Here is a 17,472-nt window from a genome sequence, read left to right on the forward strand (position 1 = left end):
TCATCCCTCATCTTGCTCGGCGAGCAACCGCAGGATCAGCTCCGCCCGCCGGACACGCTCCCGTCCGAGGGCCTCCGCCGTCCCGGCCAAATGCGCCCCGACCGGGTAGATGTTCGGGGCGTTCCGCAGGCCCATCTTCAGATAGACGGGCGCCGCGGTCCGGACGATCTCCGGTACGTCGTAGAAGCGGACGTGGCCGCCCTGGTCGTCGGGAACCTCGATGTACATGTCGATCGGCACAGTCGTCACCGATCGGATCTCCGCGAGCACCGGCACCGGCAGGTCCGTCGACACGTTCAGGCTGGTCGCGCCGAGCCGTTCGTACAACCGGGCGGTCGGTGCGTTCGGCAACGGCATCAACACCGACGTCTTCAGCACCAGATCCGCCGGCAGTTCGCCCTCGATCTTCAACTGACCAAGGATCTCCAGTACGCCGATGTCGCCGACCAGCAGGCTCCGTACGCCGAGCTCGACCGCGCGGAACGCGTCACACAACGACGCCGCGACCTGTTCGTTGCCCCGCGCAACGCCGCGGACCGCGGCCGACACCTTCGCCTGACCACCGATGTCCCACGCTCCCCGCGGCCCGAGGAAAAGGCACACCTCGACGCCCGCACCAGCACCCAGCGAGAGCATCTCCTCGATCTCGCCGTCGGTCAGCATCATCACGCCGCTGCCCTGCGACACTCGGTCGATCGTGACGCCGCGCTCCTTGGCCTCCTCCAGGACAGCCGTCATCACCCGCGGCCCTTCGCACGAAGGGATCTCGACCTTGTACGGCGATCCGTCGGGGAAGGTGCGGGTCGACGTCTCGCCCGGCCGGAAACCGCGGTCGGCCAGCAGGGCACGTGCTTCGCGAAGGTTCACGTCTCGCTCCAAGGTCCGAGTCGACCGGCCTGCGTCAGGTCCCGCGCCGTACCGGTGATCTCCAGGTCGAATCGTTCGGCCGCCTCGGTCAGCAGGGCCGGTGTCACCATCAACTCGTTCGGCGACAGGGTGTCCTTGATCCGGGCCAGCCGAAGCTCGGACCAGTGCCGTCGTCCGCACATCGTCACGGCGGCGAGTACGGCGGCCTCGTCGTCCTCCATCACCATCGGCAACCGCGAACGACGGGCACCGCCGGCGCCCGAGGTCAGCGCGTTCACGTAGCTCGCCCGAAGGTCGATCTGGTCCAGGAGCCGCGCCGGTATCACGTCCGCGAGGCCGAGTCCGGAGGCGTTGCCGTGCGAGGCCGGCGACAGCGAGTGCACGCTGATCGCCGCGATCGACGGCGACTCGAACTCCGGGATCCCGTGGACCCAGCACCGGCCGATGACGTTGGTGTCCATGCCGGCGCCGGACTTGTCCTTGCCCAGTTCGTCGACGACCAGGACGTCGAGCTCGTCGAACGGCAGTCGTCCGAGCAGGCTGGAAGCCCTTTGCAGCAAGGCGTTCTCGGCTGCCTCGGCGATCCCGTCGGACGCGAGCAGCTCGACCGAGGCGGTCTGCTCGTGCGCGTTCTCGAGGATCGCCAAGCCTCCGAGGATCTTGCCTTGGGCAACCACCATCCGGGCGGCGGCCTCGATGTTGGCGCCGAGCGACGGGATGCCGCCGGCGTGCAGGGAGGCCGCGCCGAGGTGGTTGCCGAGTCCGATCGCGAGGATCTTCGCGATCCCGCTCTCGATCGGGCCGCGGAAGTCGGTGTGCGGTTTGACCCGGTTCACGAGCAGTACGCCGTCGGCCTTGGCGGCGATCGCGTCGTGGTGGACCTCGGTGCCGTCCGGGAGCGTGCCGACGACCACGGTCTCCATCGTGGCTTCGATGGGGCAGCCAACGGTTTCCGGGGTGATGCCGAGGCCTTCGAGCATCTCCCGCTGGCCGTCGGCGGTCGCGCCCCCGTGCGATCCCATCGCGGGGATCACGAACGGCGCGGCGCCGGCATCCCGGAGCCAGTCCACGGCTGCCTTCACCACCGGCACCAGATCGTGAATGCCCCGGCTGCCCGCGGTCACCGCGATGCGGGCATCCGGCACGATCCGCCCGCGGAGCGGTTCGAGTGCCGCACGCGCGTCGGCGTACGGGTCGGCCGACACCGGCAGATCCGAGAGGATCCGCCGGACCGGCGTCACCTGCGGAAGCGTCCCCGACGGCCGCAATCCCCGCACCGCTTCGAACGGCCCCCAACCACGCTCTGAAACGGACATCAGTGGCTCTGGCGGGCGACTGCGGAGCCGGTGCGGCCTACGAGGAAGTCGAGGTCGCAGCCTTGGTTGGCCTGGGTTACGTGGTCGACGTACAGCCGGGCCCAGCCGCGGTCCGTCGGCGGTGCCGGCGGCTGCCAGTCCGCGCGTCGCTTCTCCAGCTCCTCGTCCGGTACGTCGAGATGCAACCGCCGCGCCGGTACGTCGAGCTCGATCCAGTCCCCCGTCCGCACGAGCGCCAACGGCCCACCGACGGCAGCCTCCGGCGTGACATGCAGTACGACGGTGCCGTACGCCGTACCGCTCATCCGCGCGTCAGAGATCCGCACCATGTCGTCGACGCCGATCTCGGCGAGCTTGCGCGGGATCGTCATGTTGCCGACCTCGGGCATCCCCGGGTACCCGCGCGGCCCCGCGTTCTGCAGCACCAGCACGGTGTCCTCGTCGACGTCGAGATCCGGGTCCTCGACCGCCTCGTCGTACTCCTCGATGCTGCTGAACACGAGCGCCTTGCCGCGATGTCGCGACAGCCGCTCGGACGCCGCCGACTGCTTGATGACCGCACCGTCCGGGGCCAGATTCCCCTTCAGTACGGCGGTTCCCGCGCCACTACCGAGCGGATCGCCGACCGGGCGAATCACGGCGTACGTCTCGCTGCCGGGAGCGCCACCGGGGTACGTCGCCTCGATCCGCTCCGCGTTCGCGACGTTCTCGCCGATCGTCTTGCCGGTGACCGTGATCGCGTCGGTCTTGAGCAGCGGCAGGATCTCCTTCAGCACCGCGGGCAGGCCGCCGGCGTAGTAGAAGTCCTCCATCAGGTACTTGCCCGACGGCTGCAGGTCGACCAGCCACGGGACGCCGCGCGCCCACTCGTCGATGTCGTCGAGTGTCACGTCGACGCCGACCCGGCCGGCGATCGCGAGCAGGTGGATGACGAAGTTCGTCGAGCCGCCGATCGCCGCGTTCGCCCGGACCGCGTTCGCGAAGGCGTCGCGGGTGAGGATGTCGCTGATCTTCAGGTCTTCCTTGACCATCTCGACGATCCGCTGCCCGGTCTTCTGCGCGATCACGTACCGGCGCGAGTCGACGGCCGGGATCGCCGCGCCGCCGGTCAGCTGCAGACCGAGCGACTCGGCCATACAGGCCATCGTCGACGCCGTGCCCATCGTCATGCAGTGCCCGTTGCTGCGGGACTGACCGGCCTCGGCCGCCGCGAAGTCCTCGGCCGACATCCGGCCCGCGTTGAGGTCCTGCGTGAAGCGCCAGACCGCCGTACCGGAGCCGATGTCGCAGCCGCGAAACTTGCCGTTCAACATCGGACCGCCGGTGACGACCATGGTCGGCAGGTCGACGCTGGCGGCGCCCATGATGGAACCGGGCGTCGTCTTGTCGCAGCCGGTGAGCAGGACGACGCCGTCGATCGGATTGCCGCGCAGCGACTCCTCGACGTCCATGCTGAGCAGGTTGCGGAACAGCATCGCGGTCGGCCGGAGCAGCGTCTCGCCGAGCGACATCACCGGGAACTCCAGCGGGAACCCGCCGGCCTGCCAGACGCCGCGCTTCACCGAGTCGGCGAGCCGGCGCAGGTGCGCGTTGCACGGGGTGAGCTCGGACCAGGTGTTGCAGATCCCGATCACGGGGCGCCCGTCGAACGCCTCCTCGGAGAAGCCCTGCGACTTCATCCAGGACCGGTGGATGAAGCCGTTACGGCCGTGCTCACCGAACCAGTGGTCGAAACTCCGCCGTCCGGTCGACGCGGGAGCCGATTCACCGGCGAGGACGTCGCCCTCGGCCGGGTCGTTGGTCGGAGGTACATCAGTCATCGCGACACCTCGTCCGTGGTCACGGTTCCGTTCACCCGACGGGTGATCCCGGCCGGGTTCGAGTCCTTCAGTACGTCGGGCAGCACCGCATCGGGAGCGTCCTGGTACACCACCGGACGCTGGAACCGCCGCGCCGCCGTCACTCCGACGCTGGTGTGGATCGAGCCGACCGTCGACGGGAACGGCCCGCCGTGATGCTGGGCCCACGACACCGCGACCCCGGTCGGCCAGCCGTTCCACAGCACGCGACCCGCACGGGCGGTCAGCATCGGCAGCAGGTCGCGCGCGAGCTCGGCGTCCTCGTCCTCCGCGTGCAGCGTCGCGGTCAGGTTGCCGTCGAACGCCTCGACGGCTGCGCGCAGCTCGTCGAGGGAGGAGTACTCGACGACGATCGAGACCGGACCGAAGCACTCCTCGAGGATCTCGTCACGGCGGGCGAGCAGCTCGGTCACCGTGGTCTGCAGGAGGGTCGCGCCGCCGGAGGCCCAGACGCGCACGCCGTCGACCTTCTCCAGCCGGTCGAGACCGGAGCTGAAGCCGTCCTTGATCCGATCGTTCAGCATCGGCGCCTCGGCGACGGCACCGGTCGCCTCGGCCAGTTGCTCCTGCAGTCCGTGGCCGGACGGGAGGAAGAGCAGGCCGGGCTTGGTGCAGAACTGCCCGACGCCGAGGGTGAACGAACCGACGTACCCGCTCGCGATGTCCTTGCCGCGGGCATCGATCGCGGCCTGCGTGACGAAGACCGGGTTCAGGCTGCCGAGCTCGCCGTAGAACGGGATCGGCTCCGGGCGCGTCACCGCGATCTCGTGCAGTGCCTTGCCGGCCGGGACCGAACCGGTGAAGCCGGCGGCGGTGATCCGCGGGTCCTTGAGGGCCGTGACGCCGACGTCGAAGCCCGCGATCAGGCCGAACGTCCCGTCCGGCGCACCGGCTGCCTTCAGAGCCTCGATCATCACCTCGGCGGTCCGGGCGGACAGCTCCGGGTGACCCGGGTGCGCCTTGACGATCACCGGGCAACCGGCCGCGAGCGCGGACGCGGTGTCACCGCCGCAGACACTGAACGCGAACGGGAAGTTGCTGGCGGCAAACACCAGCACCGGTCCGAGCGGGACGAGGACGCGGCGGAGGTCGGGGCGCGGGACCGGCTTGGCCTGCGGGTCCAAGGTGTCGATGATGACCTCGAGCAGCGAACCCTCTTCGAGCGCGTCCGCGAACATCCGCAGCTGGCCGGTGCTGCGGGCGACCTCGCCGGTCAGTCGCGCCTGCGGCAGAGAGCTCTCACGCATCGCGATCGGCACCAGCTCGTCCGAGGCCGCGTCGAGCGCATCCGCGACGGCGCGGATCCACCCGGCCCGGACCGATGGCTCGGAGGCCCCGAAGGCGGGCGCGGCCGCAGCGGCGGCGGCGAGCGCCTGCTCCAGCTGAGCGGGGGTGGTGTCGGAGCCGGTCATCGGATTCCCTCCAGGTTGTCGGTTGCCAGGAACGCGAACGGTTCCCGGCCTGCGGCCACGGTATTCGTGAGGGTGCCGACCTCGTCGATGGTGATCGTGATGACGTCGCCCTCGGCGAGTGCGAAGTCCAGTTCGGGGACGATCCCCGTGCCGGTCGCGAGGATCACGCCGTCCGGGAAGTCGTTCGGCAGGAACAGTACGTCGATGAGGTCCTGGAGCTCGCGCACCAGCTTCTCGGTGGACGTCGTACCGCTGAACACCTCGTCGCCCGCACGGCGGATCACCAGGTTGATCCCCAGCTTCTTGGGGTCCGGGACCTCCCAGACCGGCCGGATCCCCGACGCCAGCGCACAACCGCCGGCGAACAGCTTGGCCTGCGGCACGTACAGCGGGTTGACGCCCTCGATCGACCGCGAGCTCATGTCGTTGCAGACCGTGAACCCGACGATCTCACCGTGACTGTTCGCCACGACCGCAAGCTCCGGTTCGGGTACGTCGTGACCGGAGTCGGACCGGATCCCGACCGGCTCGCCGTCGACGACCACGCGCCAGGCCGGCGCCTTCTGGAACAGCTCGGGCCGGTCGGCGGTGTAGACCTTGTCGTAGACCGACTGCTCGCTGCTTTCCTCCATCCGGGCGCCGCGCGAGCGTTCGTACGTCACGCCCGCGCACCACACCTCGCCGCGACCGTCGATCGGCGGGAGGAACGTCAGCCCTTGGACGGGCAGCGCCTCACCGGCCTTGTCGACCTCCGCCTGCAACTCCTCGCGGGTGAGCCGGAGCAGTTCGGCGAAACTGTTCACTCCCGGCAGCGGAGCCACCGTCTCCCCGGTGCGGACACCGGGGACAGGACGACCGTCGACGGGAGACAGATAACGGACCAAGTGCATTGACAGGCCTTTCACATCGAAGTACCGAGCAGACCACGGGTGATCTGGAAACCGACGTTGCCGGAGGCAACCGCCTTGGGAACGAGCCGGCGACTCGCGACCGCGGCGACGACGTCCAGCCCGATCCGCGCCTGTTCGCCCGCGTCACCGGTGGCCACCGCGTCCAGGTCGTCGCCGTACGTCGCAACCGTCTCCGGGTCGTTGCTGAACTCGACGACCGGGACGAACCGCTGCGCCGACAAGGTGCCGCCCGCGACATGCGCGAGGATCTGCTGAACGCCCGTCGCGCCGAAGCCGGTCGCGGTCTCCATCCAGTCCGTCCCCGGCATCCGCATCACGTGCCACCCCGGCTCCGCGAACCGCTGCCCGTGCGCGATCGTCGGGCCCACCGGGTCCGCCGATCCGAACGCCGCGGTCCGGAATCCGTCGTGCGCCAGCAACGCGCCACGTGACGACAGTACGACGGAACCGCCGGAGCCGACGATCTCGCGGCCGATCAGCGCGAGCGCCTCGGCGGTCTCGTCCGAGAACGGACCGCGGGCCTCCAACCCGATCGTCAGCGCGCCGAGATCACCGGACTGCGCGACCGGGGCGGACAGGTCGAAGCTGCGGAACCACTCCTTGACCTTGTCGCCCACGGCGTCGAGACCGCCGTCGGCCTGGATGCTCGCCCAGCCGAAGCGGGACGGATCCTTGCCCGCCTCGACCAGCCGGGACCGGAAGTAGTCGTTGTGCGTCTTCTCGCAGCCGTGCTCGAGCAGCAGGGCCATCCGCGTGTTCGGGTGCAGAAGATAGCCGAGCATGATCCGCGCGAATGTCTCCTCGGACGCGCCGCCGCTGCTGCCACAACCCTCGGTGTGCGGGAGGGCGACCATCCGGGTGACGGCGTCACCTGCCCACTTCTCCAGGTCTGCCTGTGCTGCGATCCGCAGCGCGATCATGCCCGAGCAGAGGCTGGTCGGCAGGATCAGACCGACTGCCTCAGGCACCAACCGGTCGTCGACACGCAACAGGTCCGTGGAGGTCCGGCTCTCGGAGGTCAGCCCGCGGTGCGGGAGCCCGTCGAGCGGGGCGTCGCGGTCCTCGGTCGGGAGGTCGGCGAGCTTGCGGCTCATCCGGCCGTCGGTGGTGATCGAGATGCCCTCGCGCGGGCCGGTCTGCTTCCAGTTCCGCCAGATCGACACCTGGCTGTGGCCGGCCCGCTCGCCCGCACTCTTCTCACCGGATGCGACGCGGACCACGAGATCGAAGGTCTCCGCGGTCAGGTCCGCCATCGACGTACCGGTCAGGTATTTGCCGGCGTCGACGTCCATCTCGGCCCGCAACCGCTCGTACCGCGCGCTCGTCGTGACGAACTTCAGCGTCGGGACGAACGGGAAGTTGGTGATCGATCCGTTGCCGGTGGTGAAGAAGATCAGGTTGCAGCCGCTGCCGATCTGGCCGGCCACGGACTCGAGGTCGTTGCCGGGGCTGTCCATGAAGATGTAGCCGTTGCCGGGCAGCGGCTCGCCGTAGTCGATGACGTGGTCCAGGCGGACCTCGCGCGGCAGTTTGCGGGCGGCGCCGATCGACTTCAGCACGATGTTGTAGAGCCCGCGATACACGTTGCCGCCGGACGGGTTGCCCTCGGCCGTGTGCCCGTGCCAGCCGACACGTTCCTTGAACGCCTTGATGGTGGCCAGGAAGCGCTTGGCGGTGGCGAGGTCGCGGACGTTCTTCAGCACGTACGGCTCGGCCCCGATCAGTTCGTCGGTCTCCGCGAGCACCGCCGTACCACCATGCCGGATGACCTCCGCGCTGACCTGGCCGGCGAGCGGGTTGGCCGAGATCCCCGAGAAGGCGTCGGATCCGCCGCATTGCAGCGCGATCCTGAGGTCCGCGAGCGGGACCTCCTCGCGCTGCTGCGCGTCGACGATCGGCAGCCACGGCTCGATCAGCGCGCCGGCGACCGTCAGGTCGTGCTCGAAGCCGCCTTTCCGGGTGAAGTACGCGTGCGGCACCTTGATCGACGGGTAGCCGTTCTCGGCCAGGAAGTTCTTGATCGCCTCGCCGGAGACCACATCACCCTCGGTGTCGACGATCAGGACGGCGCCGACGTTCGGGTTGAGCGTGAAGCCGCCGAGGGTGGCGAGCAGGAAGTGCACGTTGTTCGGGACCTCGTCCTCGCCGCCTTCGGTGTGCGCCACCGGTACGACGCCGTCGCCCGCGGCCGCGCCGTCGAAACGTCGGGCCAACTCGGTGACGAATCCGCTGCTCCGCGAACTGGTGGCCAGCAGTACGACGTGATTTCGCGTCCCGGCCGGGCCTTGCTCACGGGGATAGCCGAGGAACGTGCCGGGTTGCTCGACACTCGTCACCTGGGCGCCGAAGTGCAGCGCCGACTCGTCCAACTCGTACGGGTCGAGCGGCTCGTTGGTCGCACTCGGCACCTCGGGCAGGCCGTCCACACCGCGGGCGGTGACCGCGGCGAGGCTGGTCGGCGTACAGACGTAGTCGCCGGGAACCAGGTCACGCGAGGCGCGCGCGAACGCGGTGTTCCACGAGGTCAGCGCGTCGCCGGTCGCGACCGGCACGACCACGAAGCGGTGCCCTTCGAGCACGGTGTGCGGCAGCGTGATCGTCGTACCGTCGAACTCGACCTCGGTGCCGGCGTCCAGCCGCCGGGAGGCGATCGCGACGTTGTCGCCGGGCTCGGGCAGGACGCCGATCTGTTCGAACCTCACCATCGTTCGCGACCTTCCCGTAGCTTGCTCTCACCCGAATCGTGCATGATGCATGATTACCAGTGTTACCCTGCCGAAACCGAACGGTGGGGTCAACCCCGCGACCAGATTCCGGAGACACCCTCATGAGCGAGCCAGTGGCACCGGTGGACCGGCGGCTGCTCCGGCGGCAGATGCTCGCCGACGACGTGTACGAGGCCATCAAGACGATGCTGATGGACCACGTCATCCGGCCCGGGGCGCGGATCTCCATCGACGGGCTCGCGCGGGAGTTCCAGGTGTCGTCGACGCCGGTGCGGGAGGCGCTGGCCCGGCTGGAGTCGGAAGGGCTGGCGGTCAAGGAGCCGCTGAAGGGTTATCGCGCGACTCCGCTCCTCTCGCTTGAGGAGTTCGACGATCTGTACCGGTTCCGGCTCCTGCTCGAGCCTTGGGCGGCCCGGCGGGCGGCCGAGCTGATCTCCCCCGAGGGTGTGAAGTTGTTGCGCGCCGAGCTGGCGAACGCGGTCGAGCCGACCTCGATCGACTACGCCGGCTACAAGTCGCTGACGGTGCACGACAACCGGTTCCATTCGCTGATCGCGTCGCTGTCCGGGAGCGAACAGGTCCGATCGGCCTTCGAGCGGACCCACTGCCACCTGCACATCTTCCGGTTGCACTACGACCGCGACATCGGCCCCGAGGTCCTCACCGAACACCGCATGCTCGTCGAGGCGATCACCTCCGGCGATCCGGCCGCCGCCGAGTCCGCGATGACCCAGCACATCGAGAACTCGATGACGCTGCGGTTGCGCCGCATCTACGAATGACCCGCCGTCCTTTCCCGCTGACGGTGCCACCGGAACTCACGGCGTACATCCTCGACTTCCACTGGGACACCGAACGGCTGCACGCCCTCGACCTGCCGACGGTTGAACTGCCGGTCGCCGACCTGGCTCACCATCTCGACCTGCCGTTCTGGGCGTACGACGACCGGCCCTTCCAGGTCACGCCCCGCCAGGTCGCCGCGTATCCGGTCACGTACCACGCGCAGTACGAACGCACCTTCGCCGCCGATCTCCGCCACCCCATCGACGTCGTCCACCGCCCCGACGACCGCATCACCATCCTGGACGGCGTCCACCGGCTGCTGCGGGCAGAACTCGAACACCACCCGACGATCACGGCGCGAGTCCTGCAGTGGTCCGAGCTGGACCACATCGCCGCACCGTGACGTCACGCCACCGGTGCGCCGCCGTACGAGACCTCGTTGCCGTCCGGATCGTAGAAGGTCGCATGCCGTACGCCGTTCTCGTACGTCTCCCGTTCGGCGGGCTCGAGGCCGCGCTCGGCGATCGCACCGAGCGCGGCGTCGAAGTCCTCGACGAACAACGTGTGCTGCGCGTGGCCGGCATGCTCCGGGACGACCTCGATGTACAGGTACTGGTGCTCGCCGATCTCCCACACCGCCTCGATGTCATTGGGCAGAAAACTCGGCGGCGCCCCCAACAACTTCTCGTACCACGCGACCGCGGTCGCGTAGTCACTCACAGAGATCCCAGCAAACAGATCCATACCGGATCTTATCGGCAGGAGGTCACTCCGGGGCGTCGCCGTGGTCAGGGATCTCGAGTTGTACGCCGCCTTGCAGGGCGGACTGGTGGGCGTAGATGCCGGGGAGGGTGTAGCGGGCGGAGACCCACGCGTTGATCGGCGGGAGGGTCTTGTCGGCGACCGCGCGGACGAAGTCGTCGGCGAGGAAGTGGTGCGAGCCCTCGTGCCCGTTGTGCAGGCCGTCGAACTCCTTCGGCAGCCGTTTGCGGTCGTGCACCGGGGACAGGCCGGACCGGAACGCGTCCCGCAGCGCCGGGTCCACGTTCGCCAGGTCGGCGTCGTCACCCGTTGGCTTGGTCTCCATCAGGTGGCTGACGTCCTCGACGCCTTGCTTGTTCTGCCACAGCGTCGTGGTGGCGAGCTGCTCGAAGCTGCCCTCGGTACCGAACACCCGCAGCCGGGACTCGCGGATGTGCGACGGGTACCCGACCCGGCGCATCTCGTTGGTCCGCATGATCCCGCCGTCGGCGAGCTTGAACAGCGCGGTCGCGTTCGAGAAGTCGTTGTCGAACTGGCTGATCTCCTTGTCGAAGACGCCGTCGCCGCGGTCGTCCTTGACGCCGATCGCCGACACGTGGGTGGCGTGCTGACCGGTCACCGAGAGGACGTTGCCGACGGCGTGCGTCGGGTAGAGCAGCGGCGGGAACGACGCGGTCTTCTTCCAGTCGTCGCCGCCGGAGTACTGGTACGCCGCGTAGAACCCGAGGTCCATGTCGTGGACGTAGTCGCCCTCGCTGTAGAACACCCGGCCGAACGCCCCCTCGGCGAGCTTCTGCCGGCAGTAGACCGAGGACGGGTAGTAGAAGCTGGTCTCACCCATCATGTAGGTGAGCCCGGTCTCCTTCACCAGTTCGATGATGCGCGCGATCTGGTCCGCCTCGATCGCCATCGGGACCGTGGAGTACACGTGCTTGCCGGCCTCGAGCGCCTTGATCGCCATCTCGCCGTGCAGCCACCGCTGCGTGAAGATCGCGACCGCGTCCACGTCCGACTCGAGCATCTCCTCGAACGACGCCGGCGTCACCGTGATCCCCTGCTTGGCGGCCATCTCCGCGGTCCGCTCCGGGATGACGTCGGTCAGCCGCACGTCGGACACGTCCGGATGCGCGGACCACAACCGCAGGAACGAAGGGGCGAACTGTCCGGCTCCGACCACACCGATGCTGATTCCCATACAGAAGAGCCAATCACACATTTATGTTCCACGGAAGAACAAATTCGCACGTTGAAACGTGTGACCCAGCCCACACCGCCCACCCGCCCGAGGCACTTTGAGAACCCACCAACCATTCTCAGGGCGTCGAAACGGTTGGTGGGTTCTCAAAGTTGGGTCAGAGGTGCTGGAGGAGGTGGGGGTTGTCGGTGGTGATGCCGTCTACGGCTAGGGCGGTGGCCTTGGTGAGGGTTTCGGGGTCGGGGACGGGCCAGGCAGTGACGGAGAGGCCCGCGGCGTGGAGGTCGGCGACAGCGTCGGGGGTGAGGCCGGCGATGCCGCACAGGGACCAGCTCGCGCCGGCGGCGCGGGTACGGGTGATGACCTCGGCAGTGTCCGGCGTACGGCCGAAGATGTGGCCCGTCGTCACACCCGGGAACGCCTCCCGGATGGCGAGCAGGATGCCCGGGTGGAACGACGTCACCAGGGTCCGCTCGGCCAGCGCCCGGTCCGACTTCAGCGACTGGGCGAGCAGCGGTACGGCGGCCTCGTCCTTGACCTCCGCCTGGAACCGTACGTCGATCGCCGCGACCGTCTCCGACCAGGTCGGGACCTGTTCCCCGAGCCCGGCGTCGAGTGCACGCAGCTCGTCCAGCGTCAGGCAGGCGACCTCACCCGACCCGGAGGTGGTGCGGTCGACGGTGGCGTCGTGCATGATCACGAGCTCGCCGTCCGCACTCACCCGCAGGTCCAGCTCGATCTCGTCGCAGCCGTCCGCGACCGCCCGCCGGAACGAGCGCAGCGTGTTCTCCGGTTCGGTCCCGAGTGCACCCCGGTGGCCGGTGATGATCACAGAACTTTCTCCTCGTAGAGACGTTTGACCTCGTCGCCGATCACCTCGAGCCGGCGCGCGACGGAGGCGAACACCTTCTTCGGCTGCGCGTTGTCGGCGTAGATCTGCTGCAGCCCGGTGTAGATCTGCACGTTCGCGTTCCGCCCGTACAACCGGATCGCGTCCTGCTGGCGCGCGTTCTTCAGTTGCGCGATCGCGACGCCGTAGTTCGGCTGCTCCGCGATCAGCTTCTTCAGCTCGGCGTCCTCGCGGGCCTTGTTCACCACCGGAAGGTAGCCGGTCTGCGTCGTCCACCACGCCGAGTTCTCCGGCAGGGCGAGGAACTGCAGGAACGTCGCCGCGGCCTGTTTCCGCTCGGTCGAGATGTTCCGCAACATCCCGATCCCGCCGCCGCCGGTGGCGATCCCGGCCGCGACCTCCGACGGGATGAACCCGGCCCCGACCTTGAACTTCGCCTTGGACCCGATGGTCTTCATCGCGCCGGTCGACTCCTGGATCACGCCGACCAGCCCATTCGCGAAATCCGTACTCGGGCTGCTCGCCATGTACGCCGCCCCGAGCTCGTGCACCATCTCGCGCTGCCACTCACCGGCCGCGACCGCCCCGGCCTCGTCGATCGTGACGTCGAGCCCCTTCGAGTACGCGCCGCCGAACTGCCACACGTTGCCCTGGAACTGCCAGTCGCCGTCGATCTTCGCGAACGCGATCGTCCGCAACGACCGTCCGCCGGACTGCACCTTCGCGAGCTCGGGCACCCACGACCGCAGCTCGCTCCAGGTCCGCGGCACCCGGTCCGGCAGCCCGGCCTTCGCGAACGCGTCCCGGTTGTAGTACATGATCGGCGTACTGCGGGCGAACGGAACGGCCCAGCTCTGCCCCTTCACGACGTACTCCCCGAACAGCTTCTCCTGATACACGCCAGGACCGAAACCGTCGGTGAAGTAGCCGTTCAACGGTTCGAGCGCGTCGTTCAGGAAGAACCGTTCCCAGGTGACGTCCGACAGTACGGCGAGATCGGGCGCCTGCTTCGCGACCAGCGCGGCCGCGACCTTCTGCGCCACGTCGTCGTAGCTGCCCTGGAACTGCACCTCGACGTACACGTCCTGCTGCGAGTCGTTGAACTTGGCAACGAGCTTGTCCACTGCCTTGCCGTTCACGCCGCCGTACGGCGACCAGAACACGACCCGCGTGCGGTTGGCGTACTGCTTCGGCACGGACCCGGCCGGCTGCGAGTAGATCGCGTCGACGGAACGGTAACCGCAGCCGGCCAGCGTGGCGCCGGCCGCGAGCCCCAGGAACATCCTGCGCTTGAGCATGCTCATCCCTTCAGAGCTCCGGCCGTGATCCCACCGACGATGTAGCGCTGGGCGATCAGGAAGATCAGCAGCATCGGTGCGAGCACCAGCAGCGTGCCGGCCATGATCGTTCCCCAGGCCGCGAGACCCTCCTCGTCCTTGAGGATCAGCAGCCCGACGGGCAGCGTCCGCATCGAGGCGGTGTTGGTGACGATCAGCGGCCAGACGAAGTTGTTCCATTCCTCGACGGCGGTGATCACCACGACCGTGATCAGCATCGGCCGCGACATCGGGAGAACGACGCGCCACAAGGTGCGCAGGTGTCCGGCGCCGTCGACGGCGGCCGCGTCCGTCACCTCTGTGGGCAGGGTGAGGAAGTGTTGCCGCATCAGGAACGTCGCGAACGCGGACCCGATGCCGGGGATGATCAGGCCGGCGTAGGTGTTGATCCAGCCGAGGCTCGCCACGGTCAGGTAGTTCGGCAACAGCGTCACGTGGCCGGGCACCATCATCGCGCCGAGCACCGCAAAGAACAGGATCTTCTTGAACGGGAACCGCAGATAGGCGAAGGCGTACGCCGTCAGCACGGCGTTCACCACCTTCAACGCGGTCCCGATCACGGTGATGATCGTGGAGTTCAGGAAGAACCGGTCGAACGGCGCGGCCTTCCACGCCAGGCTGAAGTTCTCCCAGGTCAGGTGCGGCCACCAGGCGGGCGGCCACTGGTAGATCTGGGTCGGCTGCTTGAACGCGGTGGACAGCAACCAGTACAGCGGTCCGAGGAACACGGCCGCCACACCGATCAGTACGACGTACTGGATCGCGCGTGTCTTCATCGGTAGTGCACCCGCCTCTCCATCACCCGGGCCTGCACCGTGGTGACGACCAGCAGGATGACGAACATGATGATCGACAGCGTCGCCGCGCGGCCCGCGTTGAACGCCTGGAAACCTTCGTTGTAGATCGACCAGCTCAGCGTGGTGGTGGCATCACCAGGGCCGCCACCGGTCATCACCGCGATCACGTCGAACGCCTGGAAGGTGCCGATCACCGTGGTGATCAGCAGGAAGAAGGTGATCGGGGCAAGCAACGGGAGCTTGATCGACCGGAACCGCGTCCAGGTCGACGCGCCGTCGATCGCGGCCGCCTCGTCGAGCTCCTTCGGCAGACCCTGCAGGCCGGCCAGGTAGATCAGCGCGGCGAACCCGACGTTCTTCCACAGGTAGACGATGACCAGACCTGGCAGCGCCCAGTCGGAGTTGTTCATCCAGTCCGGCGGCTCGGCGCCGAACGGTTCGATCAGCGCCCGCAGCAGCCCGTAGCCGGGGTCGAAGATGAACGCCCAGATCGTCGCGACCGCGGCGCCGGACAGGATGTGCGGAGCGAACGCGATCGTCCGGACCGCGCCGCGGCCCTTCAGCGGCAGGTTGAACAGGAACGCCAGCGCCAGCCCGACCACCAGACTGCCGACCACGATCAGCCCGGTGAACACCACGGTGATCCACAGCGTCTTGTGGAACGCGGGGTCGGTCAGCGTCCGGCCGTAGTTGGCCAGGCCCACGAACTTCGGGCGGGCCGCGATCATGTTCCAGTCGGTCAGGCTGAGGAACGCGTTGTAGATGATCGGCCAGTACGCGAAGACCGCGATCACCAGCAGGTTCGGCGCGACCAGCAATGCGAACAGCCCGTACTCGCGCCGTCGCCGGCGCTTCCGCTGATCATTGCCGTCAGCAATCGTTCGTTCGTCCGGATGGGTCCGGGCCGGCAGGTCAACTATGCTCATCCACGTCCTCGCTTCGCTCCGGGCGCGGATGAGACACGAGCCGAGCTGTGCTTGATGATGACCTCGCTTCGCTCGGTCATACCGACCTCCTCGTGAGTAACTCTTCGAGTGGGGCGGCCACCGAGGGGGCGGCGGCCAGGATGCCTTGCGGGAAAACGGGTCCGCGGACGACGGCGGCGCCGGCCTCGCGGGCGATCAGCGCGCCGGCGGCGATGTCCCAGGGCTGGATCAGGTGCTCGTAGTACGCGTCCGCCGTACCGTCGGCGACCGAGCACAGATCGAGCGCCGCCGATCCACCGCGGCGGATGTCGCGGACGACCGGCAGCAGGTCTTGCAGAAGCGCAGCCTGCTCGGCGCGGCGATCCGGGAGATACGAGAAGCCTGTCGCAACCAGAGCCGACTCCAGTGAAGCCTGTCGCAGCGACCCGAGGCGCTGGTCGTCACGGAACGCGCCGGCATCACGTACGGCGGACCACGTCGTACCGGTCCGCGGTTGGTGAACCGCGCCGACGAGTGCACCGTTCTCGTCCTCGACGGCGATCGACACACTCCAGTCGAGACGGCCGTAGAGATAGTTGACCGTGCCGTCCAGGGGATCGATCACCCAGGTCAGACCGGTTCTTGTAACTCGCGAAGCGCCTTCTTCACCGAGAAGTCCATCGCCGGGACGGGCCGCGGTGAGGCCGTCGACGATCAGCTTCTCGGACGCGCGGTCGGCCGCGCTGACCGGGTCGTTGGCCGAACTCTTGGTCTCGACACCGGCGGCATCGATCGACAGACTCCGCTGACGGGCCAGAAGTTCCTCGCCCGCCGCGATCGCCAGCCGGACGGCCAGTTCGCGCAGGTCAACAAGGTTCGGAGCAGCGGACATGCCGGTGAAATTATCACCGAACAATGGTTACGTATAGAGAATCAGTGTGATTTTCTCACCGAAATCACATTCGTAGCTCAATCGTCATCGTCGTTGCGGAGCCGTACGCCGGTGACGCCGTCGAGGTCGTCGAGTGCGAGCACCAGGTTCTGCAGCGGCGCGCGCCCGGAGAACCGCATCGCCGCCCGTACCTGCGGACGTGCGCCGTCCCGGTGCACCTCGGTCCCGAGCACCGACGCCTCGAATCCCATGGACGTAGCGGTTGCCAGGATCGCCCGCAGTACGCCGGCTCCGTCGTCGTACCGCACCGTGACGATCCGGCGGCGGTCCGGCGACGGCAGGAACCGGGCGAGCCGAGCGAACGGGCCGACGGCAACCAAGTGCAGCACGGTCGCCGCGAGCGCGAGGACCGGCATCCCGGCACCACAGGCCATACCGATCGCGGCGGTCATCCAGATCGTGGCCGCCGTGGTCAGCCCGCGGACCACGTCCCGGCGCATGAAGATCACGCCGGCGCCGAGGAAGCCGACGCCGGACACGATCTGCGCCGCGATCCGGGACGGGTCGAGATTGACGTCGGTCCCGAGGACGGCGCTGAAGCCGAACCCGGACACCAGGGTGAACAGTGCCGCCCCGGTGCCGACGAGCGTGTGCGTACGCATGCCGGCGCTCTTCTGCCGGATCTGACGCTCGATGCCGATGACCATCGACAGCACGAACGCGATCAGCAACAGCAGAAGCTCGGTCCAGGTAGTAGAGGTCGCTAGCTTCATGATCCTGTCCTGTGCCCCGCCTAAGCGGACACCTGTCATGGGGCCTCCCGGTCTGGACTGAGGAGCGGCGGGAGCGAAGCGACCGGA

16 protein-coding genes are annotated in these 17,472 nt (G+C 68.3%); 2 read left to right on the forward strand and 14 right to left on the reverse strand.

Annotated features, from left to right (window positions below):
* From EV651_RS15685 to EV651_RS15710, 6 genes are all read right to left on the reverse strand, one after another.
* Window positions 1–867, reverse strand: a complete 867-nt coding sequence (locus EV651_RS15685; RefSeq protein ID WP_133785918.1) for a U32 family peptidase — start codon at window positions 865–867, stop codon at window positions 1–3.
* Entirely contained in the window at window positions 864–2,183 is a 1,320-nt protein-coding gene (locus EV651_RS15690) for a DUF2088 domain-containing protein (RefSeq protein WP_133785919.1), read from the reverse strand. Before EV651_RS15690 ends, EV651_RS15685 begins: the two co-directional genes overlap by 4 nt.
* On the reverse strand, window positions 2,183–4,003 hold the full coding sequence (locus EV651_RS15695) for an IlvD/Edd family dehydratase (RefSeq protein ID WP_133785920.1): 1,821 nt from the start codon (window positions 4,001–4,003) through the stop codon (window positions 2,183–2,185). The genes EV651_RS15690 and EV651_RS15695 overlap by 1 nt, the downstream gene beginning before the upstream one ends.
* Complete coding sequence (locus EV651_RS15700; RefSeq protein ID WP_133785921.1) at window positions 4,000–5,454, reverse strand: aldehyde dehydrogenase (NADP(+)); 1,455 nt, start codon at window positions 5,452–5,454, stop codon at window positions 4,000–4,002. Before EV651_RS15700 ends, EV651_RS15695 begins: the two co-directional genes overlap by 4 nt.
* Window positions 5,451–6,257: a fumarylacetoacetate hydrolase family protein gene (locus EV651_RS15705; protein ID WP_238156910.1), complete on the reverse strand. Its 807-nt coding sequence runs from the start codon at window positions 6,255–6,257 to the stop codon at window positions 5,451–5,453. Before EV651_RS15705 ends, EV651_RS15700 begins: the two co-directional genes overlap by 4 nt.
* Window positions 6,258–6,355: 98 nt before the next feature.
* Entirely contained in the window at window positions 6,356–9,070 is a 2,715-nt protein-coding gene (locus EV651_RS15710) for a UxaA family hydrolase (RefSeq protein WP_133785923.1), read from the reverse strand.
* Between the two features lie 122 nt (window positions 9,071–9,192).
* Here EV651_RS15710 and EV651_RS15715 point away from each other — a divergent pair, with 122 nt between their 5' ends.
* Complete coding sequence (locus tag EV651_RS15715; protein ID WP_133785924.1) at window positions 9,193–9,873, forward strand: GntR family transcriptional regulator; 681 nt, start codon at window positions 9,193–9,195, stop codon at window positions 9,871–9,873.
* A complete protein-coding gene (locus EV651_RS15720) occupies window positions 9,870–10,277 on the forward strand; it encodes a hypothetical protein (protein ID WP_133785925.1) in 408 nt (135 codons plus the stop codon). Before EV651_RS15715 ends, EV651_RS15720 begins: the two co-directional genes overlap by 4 nt.
* Before the next feature lie 2 nt (window positions 10,278–10,279).
* On the opposite strand, the gene EV651_RS15725 is transcribed toward EV651_RS15720, so the two are convergent.
* The 8 genes from EV651_RS15725 to EV651_RS15760 form a co-directional block, all read right to left on the reverse strand.
* Window positions 10,280–10,594, reverse strand: coding sequence for a VOC family protein (locus EV651_RS15725; RefSeq protein WP_238156911.1), 315 nt, complete (start codon window positions 10,592–10,594; stop codon window positions 10,280–10,282).
* 46 nt (window positions 10,595–10,640) lie between these two features.
* The gene (locus tag EV651_RS15730) at window positions 10,641–11,831 is read right to left on the reverse strand and encodes a Gfo/Idh/MocA family protein (RefSeq protein ID WP_133785927.1); all 1,191 of its coding nucleotides are present in this window, start codon (window positions 11,829–11,831) and stop codon (window positions 10,641–10,643) included.
* A 157-nt stretch (window positions 11,832–11,988) separates the two neighbouring features.
* Complete coding sequence (locus EV651_RS15735; RefSeq protein WP_133785928.1) at window positions 11,989–12,663, reverse strand: glycerophosphodiester phosphodiesterase family protein; 675 nt, start codon at window positions 12,661–12,663, stop codon at window positions 11,989–11,991.
* Window positions 12,660–13,979, reverse strand: coding sequence for an ABC transporter substrate-binding protein (locus tag EV651_RS15740; protein WP_166658621.1), 1,320 nt, complete (start codon window positions 13,977–13,979; stop codon window positions 12,660–12,662). The genes EV651_RS15735 and EV651_RS15740 overlap by 4 nt, the downstream gene beginning before the upstream one ends.
* A 2-nt stretch (window positions 13,980–13,981) precedes the next feature.
* On the reverse strand, window positions 13,982–14,794 hold the full coding sequence (locus tag EV651_RS15745; protein ID WP_131283610.1) for a carbohydrate ABC transporter permease: 813 nt from the start codon (window positions 14,792–14,794) through the stop codon (window positions 13,982–13,984).
* A complete protein-coding gene (locus EV651_RS15750) occupies window positions 14,791–15,741 on the reverse strand; it encodes a carbohydrate ABC transporter permease (protein WP_238156912.1) in 951 nt (316 codons plus the stop codon). Before EV651_RS15750 ends, EV651_RS15745 begins: the two co-directional genes overlap by 4 nt.
* Window positions 15,742–15,817: 76 nt before the next feature.
* On the reverse strand, window positions 15,818–16,612 hold the full coding sequence (locus EV651_RS15755) for an inositol monophosphatase family protein (protein ID WP_133785930.1): 795 nt from the start codon (window positions 16,610–16,612) through the stop codon (window positions 15,818–15,820).
* Between the two features lie 77 nt (window positions 16,613–16,689).
* The gene (locus tag EV651_RS15760) at window positions 16,690–17,385 is read right to left on the reverse strand and encodes an MgtC/SapB family protein (RefSeq protein ID WP_133785931.1); all 696 of its coding nucleotides are present in this window, start codon (window positions 17,383–17,385) and stop codon (window positions 16,690–16,692) included.
* Window positions 17,386–17,472: the final 87 nt, after the last annotated feature.

This window comes from Kribbella sp. VKM Ac-2571 (assembly GCF_004362255.1).
GTDB lineage: Bacteria > Actinomycetota > Actinomycetes > Propionibacteriales > Kribbellaceae > Kribbella > Kribbella pratensis.

Excerpts from the sequence above, each read along its gene's own strand:
- EV651_RS15690 (WP_133785919.1), bottom strand. The coding sequence starts at position 2,183 with ATGTCCGTTTCAGAGCGTGGTTGGGGGCCGTTCGAAGCGGTGCGGGGA.
- EV651_RS15695 (WP_133785920.1), bottom strand. The coding sequence starts at position 4,003 with ATGACTGATGTACCTCCGACCAACGACCCGGCCGAGGGCGACGTCCTC.
- EV651_RS15700 (WP_133785921.1), bottom strand. The coding sequence starts at position 5,454 with ATGACCGGCTCCGACACCACCCCCGCTCAGCTGGAGCAGGCGCTCGCC.
- EV651_RS15710 (WP_133785923.1), bottom strand. The coding sequence starts at position 9,070 with ATGGTGAGGTTCGAACAGATCGGCGTCCTGCCCGAGCCCGGCGACAAC.
- EV651_RS15715 (WP_133785924.1), top strand. The coding sequence starts at position 9,193 with ATGAGCGAGCCAGTGGCACCGGTGGACCGGCGGCTGCTCCGGCGGCAG.
- EV651_RS15720 (WP_133785925.1), top strand. The coding sequence starts at position 9,870 with ATGACCCGCCGTCCTTTCCCGCTGACGGTGCCACCGGAACTCACGGCG.
- EV651_RS15730 (WP_133785927.1), bottom strand. The coding sequence starts at position 11,831 with ATGGGAATCAGCATCGGTGTGGTCGGAGCCGGACAGTTCGCCCCTTCG.
- EV651_RS15740 (WP_166658621.1), bottom strand. The coding sequence starts at position 13,979 with ATGCTCAAGCGCAGGATGTTCCTGGGGCTCGCGGCCGGCGCCACGCTG.
- EV651_RS15745 (WP_131283610.1), bottom strand. The coding sequence starts at position 14,794 with ATGAAGACACGCGCGATCCAGTACGTCGTACTGATCGGTGTGGCGGCC.
- EV651_RS15750 (WP_238156912.1), bottom strand. The coding sequence starts at position 15,741 with ATGAGCATAGTTGACCTGCCGGCCCGGACCCATCCGGACGAACGAACG.
- EV651_RS15755 (WP_133785930.1), bottom strand. The coding sequence starts at position 16,612 with ATGTCCGCTGCTCCGAACCTTGTTGACCTGCGCGAACTGGCCGTCCGG.
- EV651_RS15760 (WP_133785931.1), bottom strand. The coding sequence starts at position 17,385 with ATGAAGCTAGCGACCTCTACTACCTGGACCGAGCTTCTGCTGTTGCTG.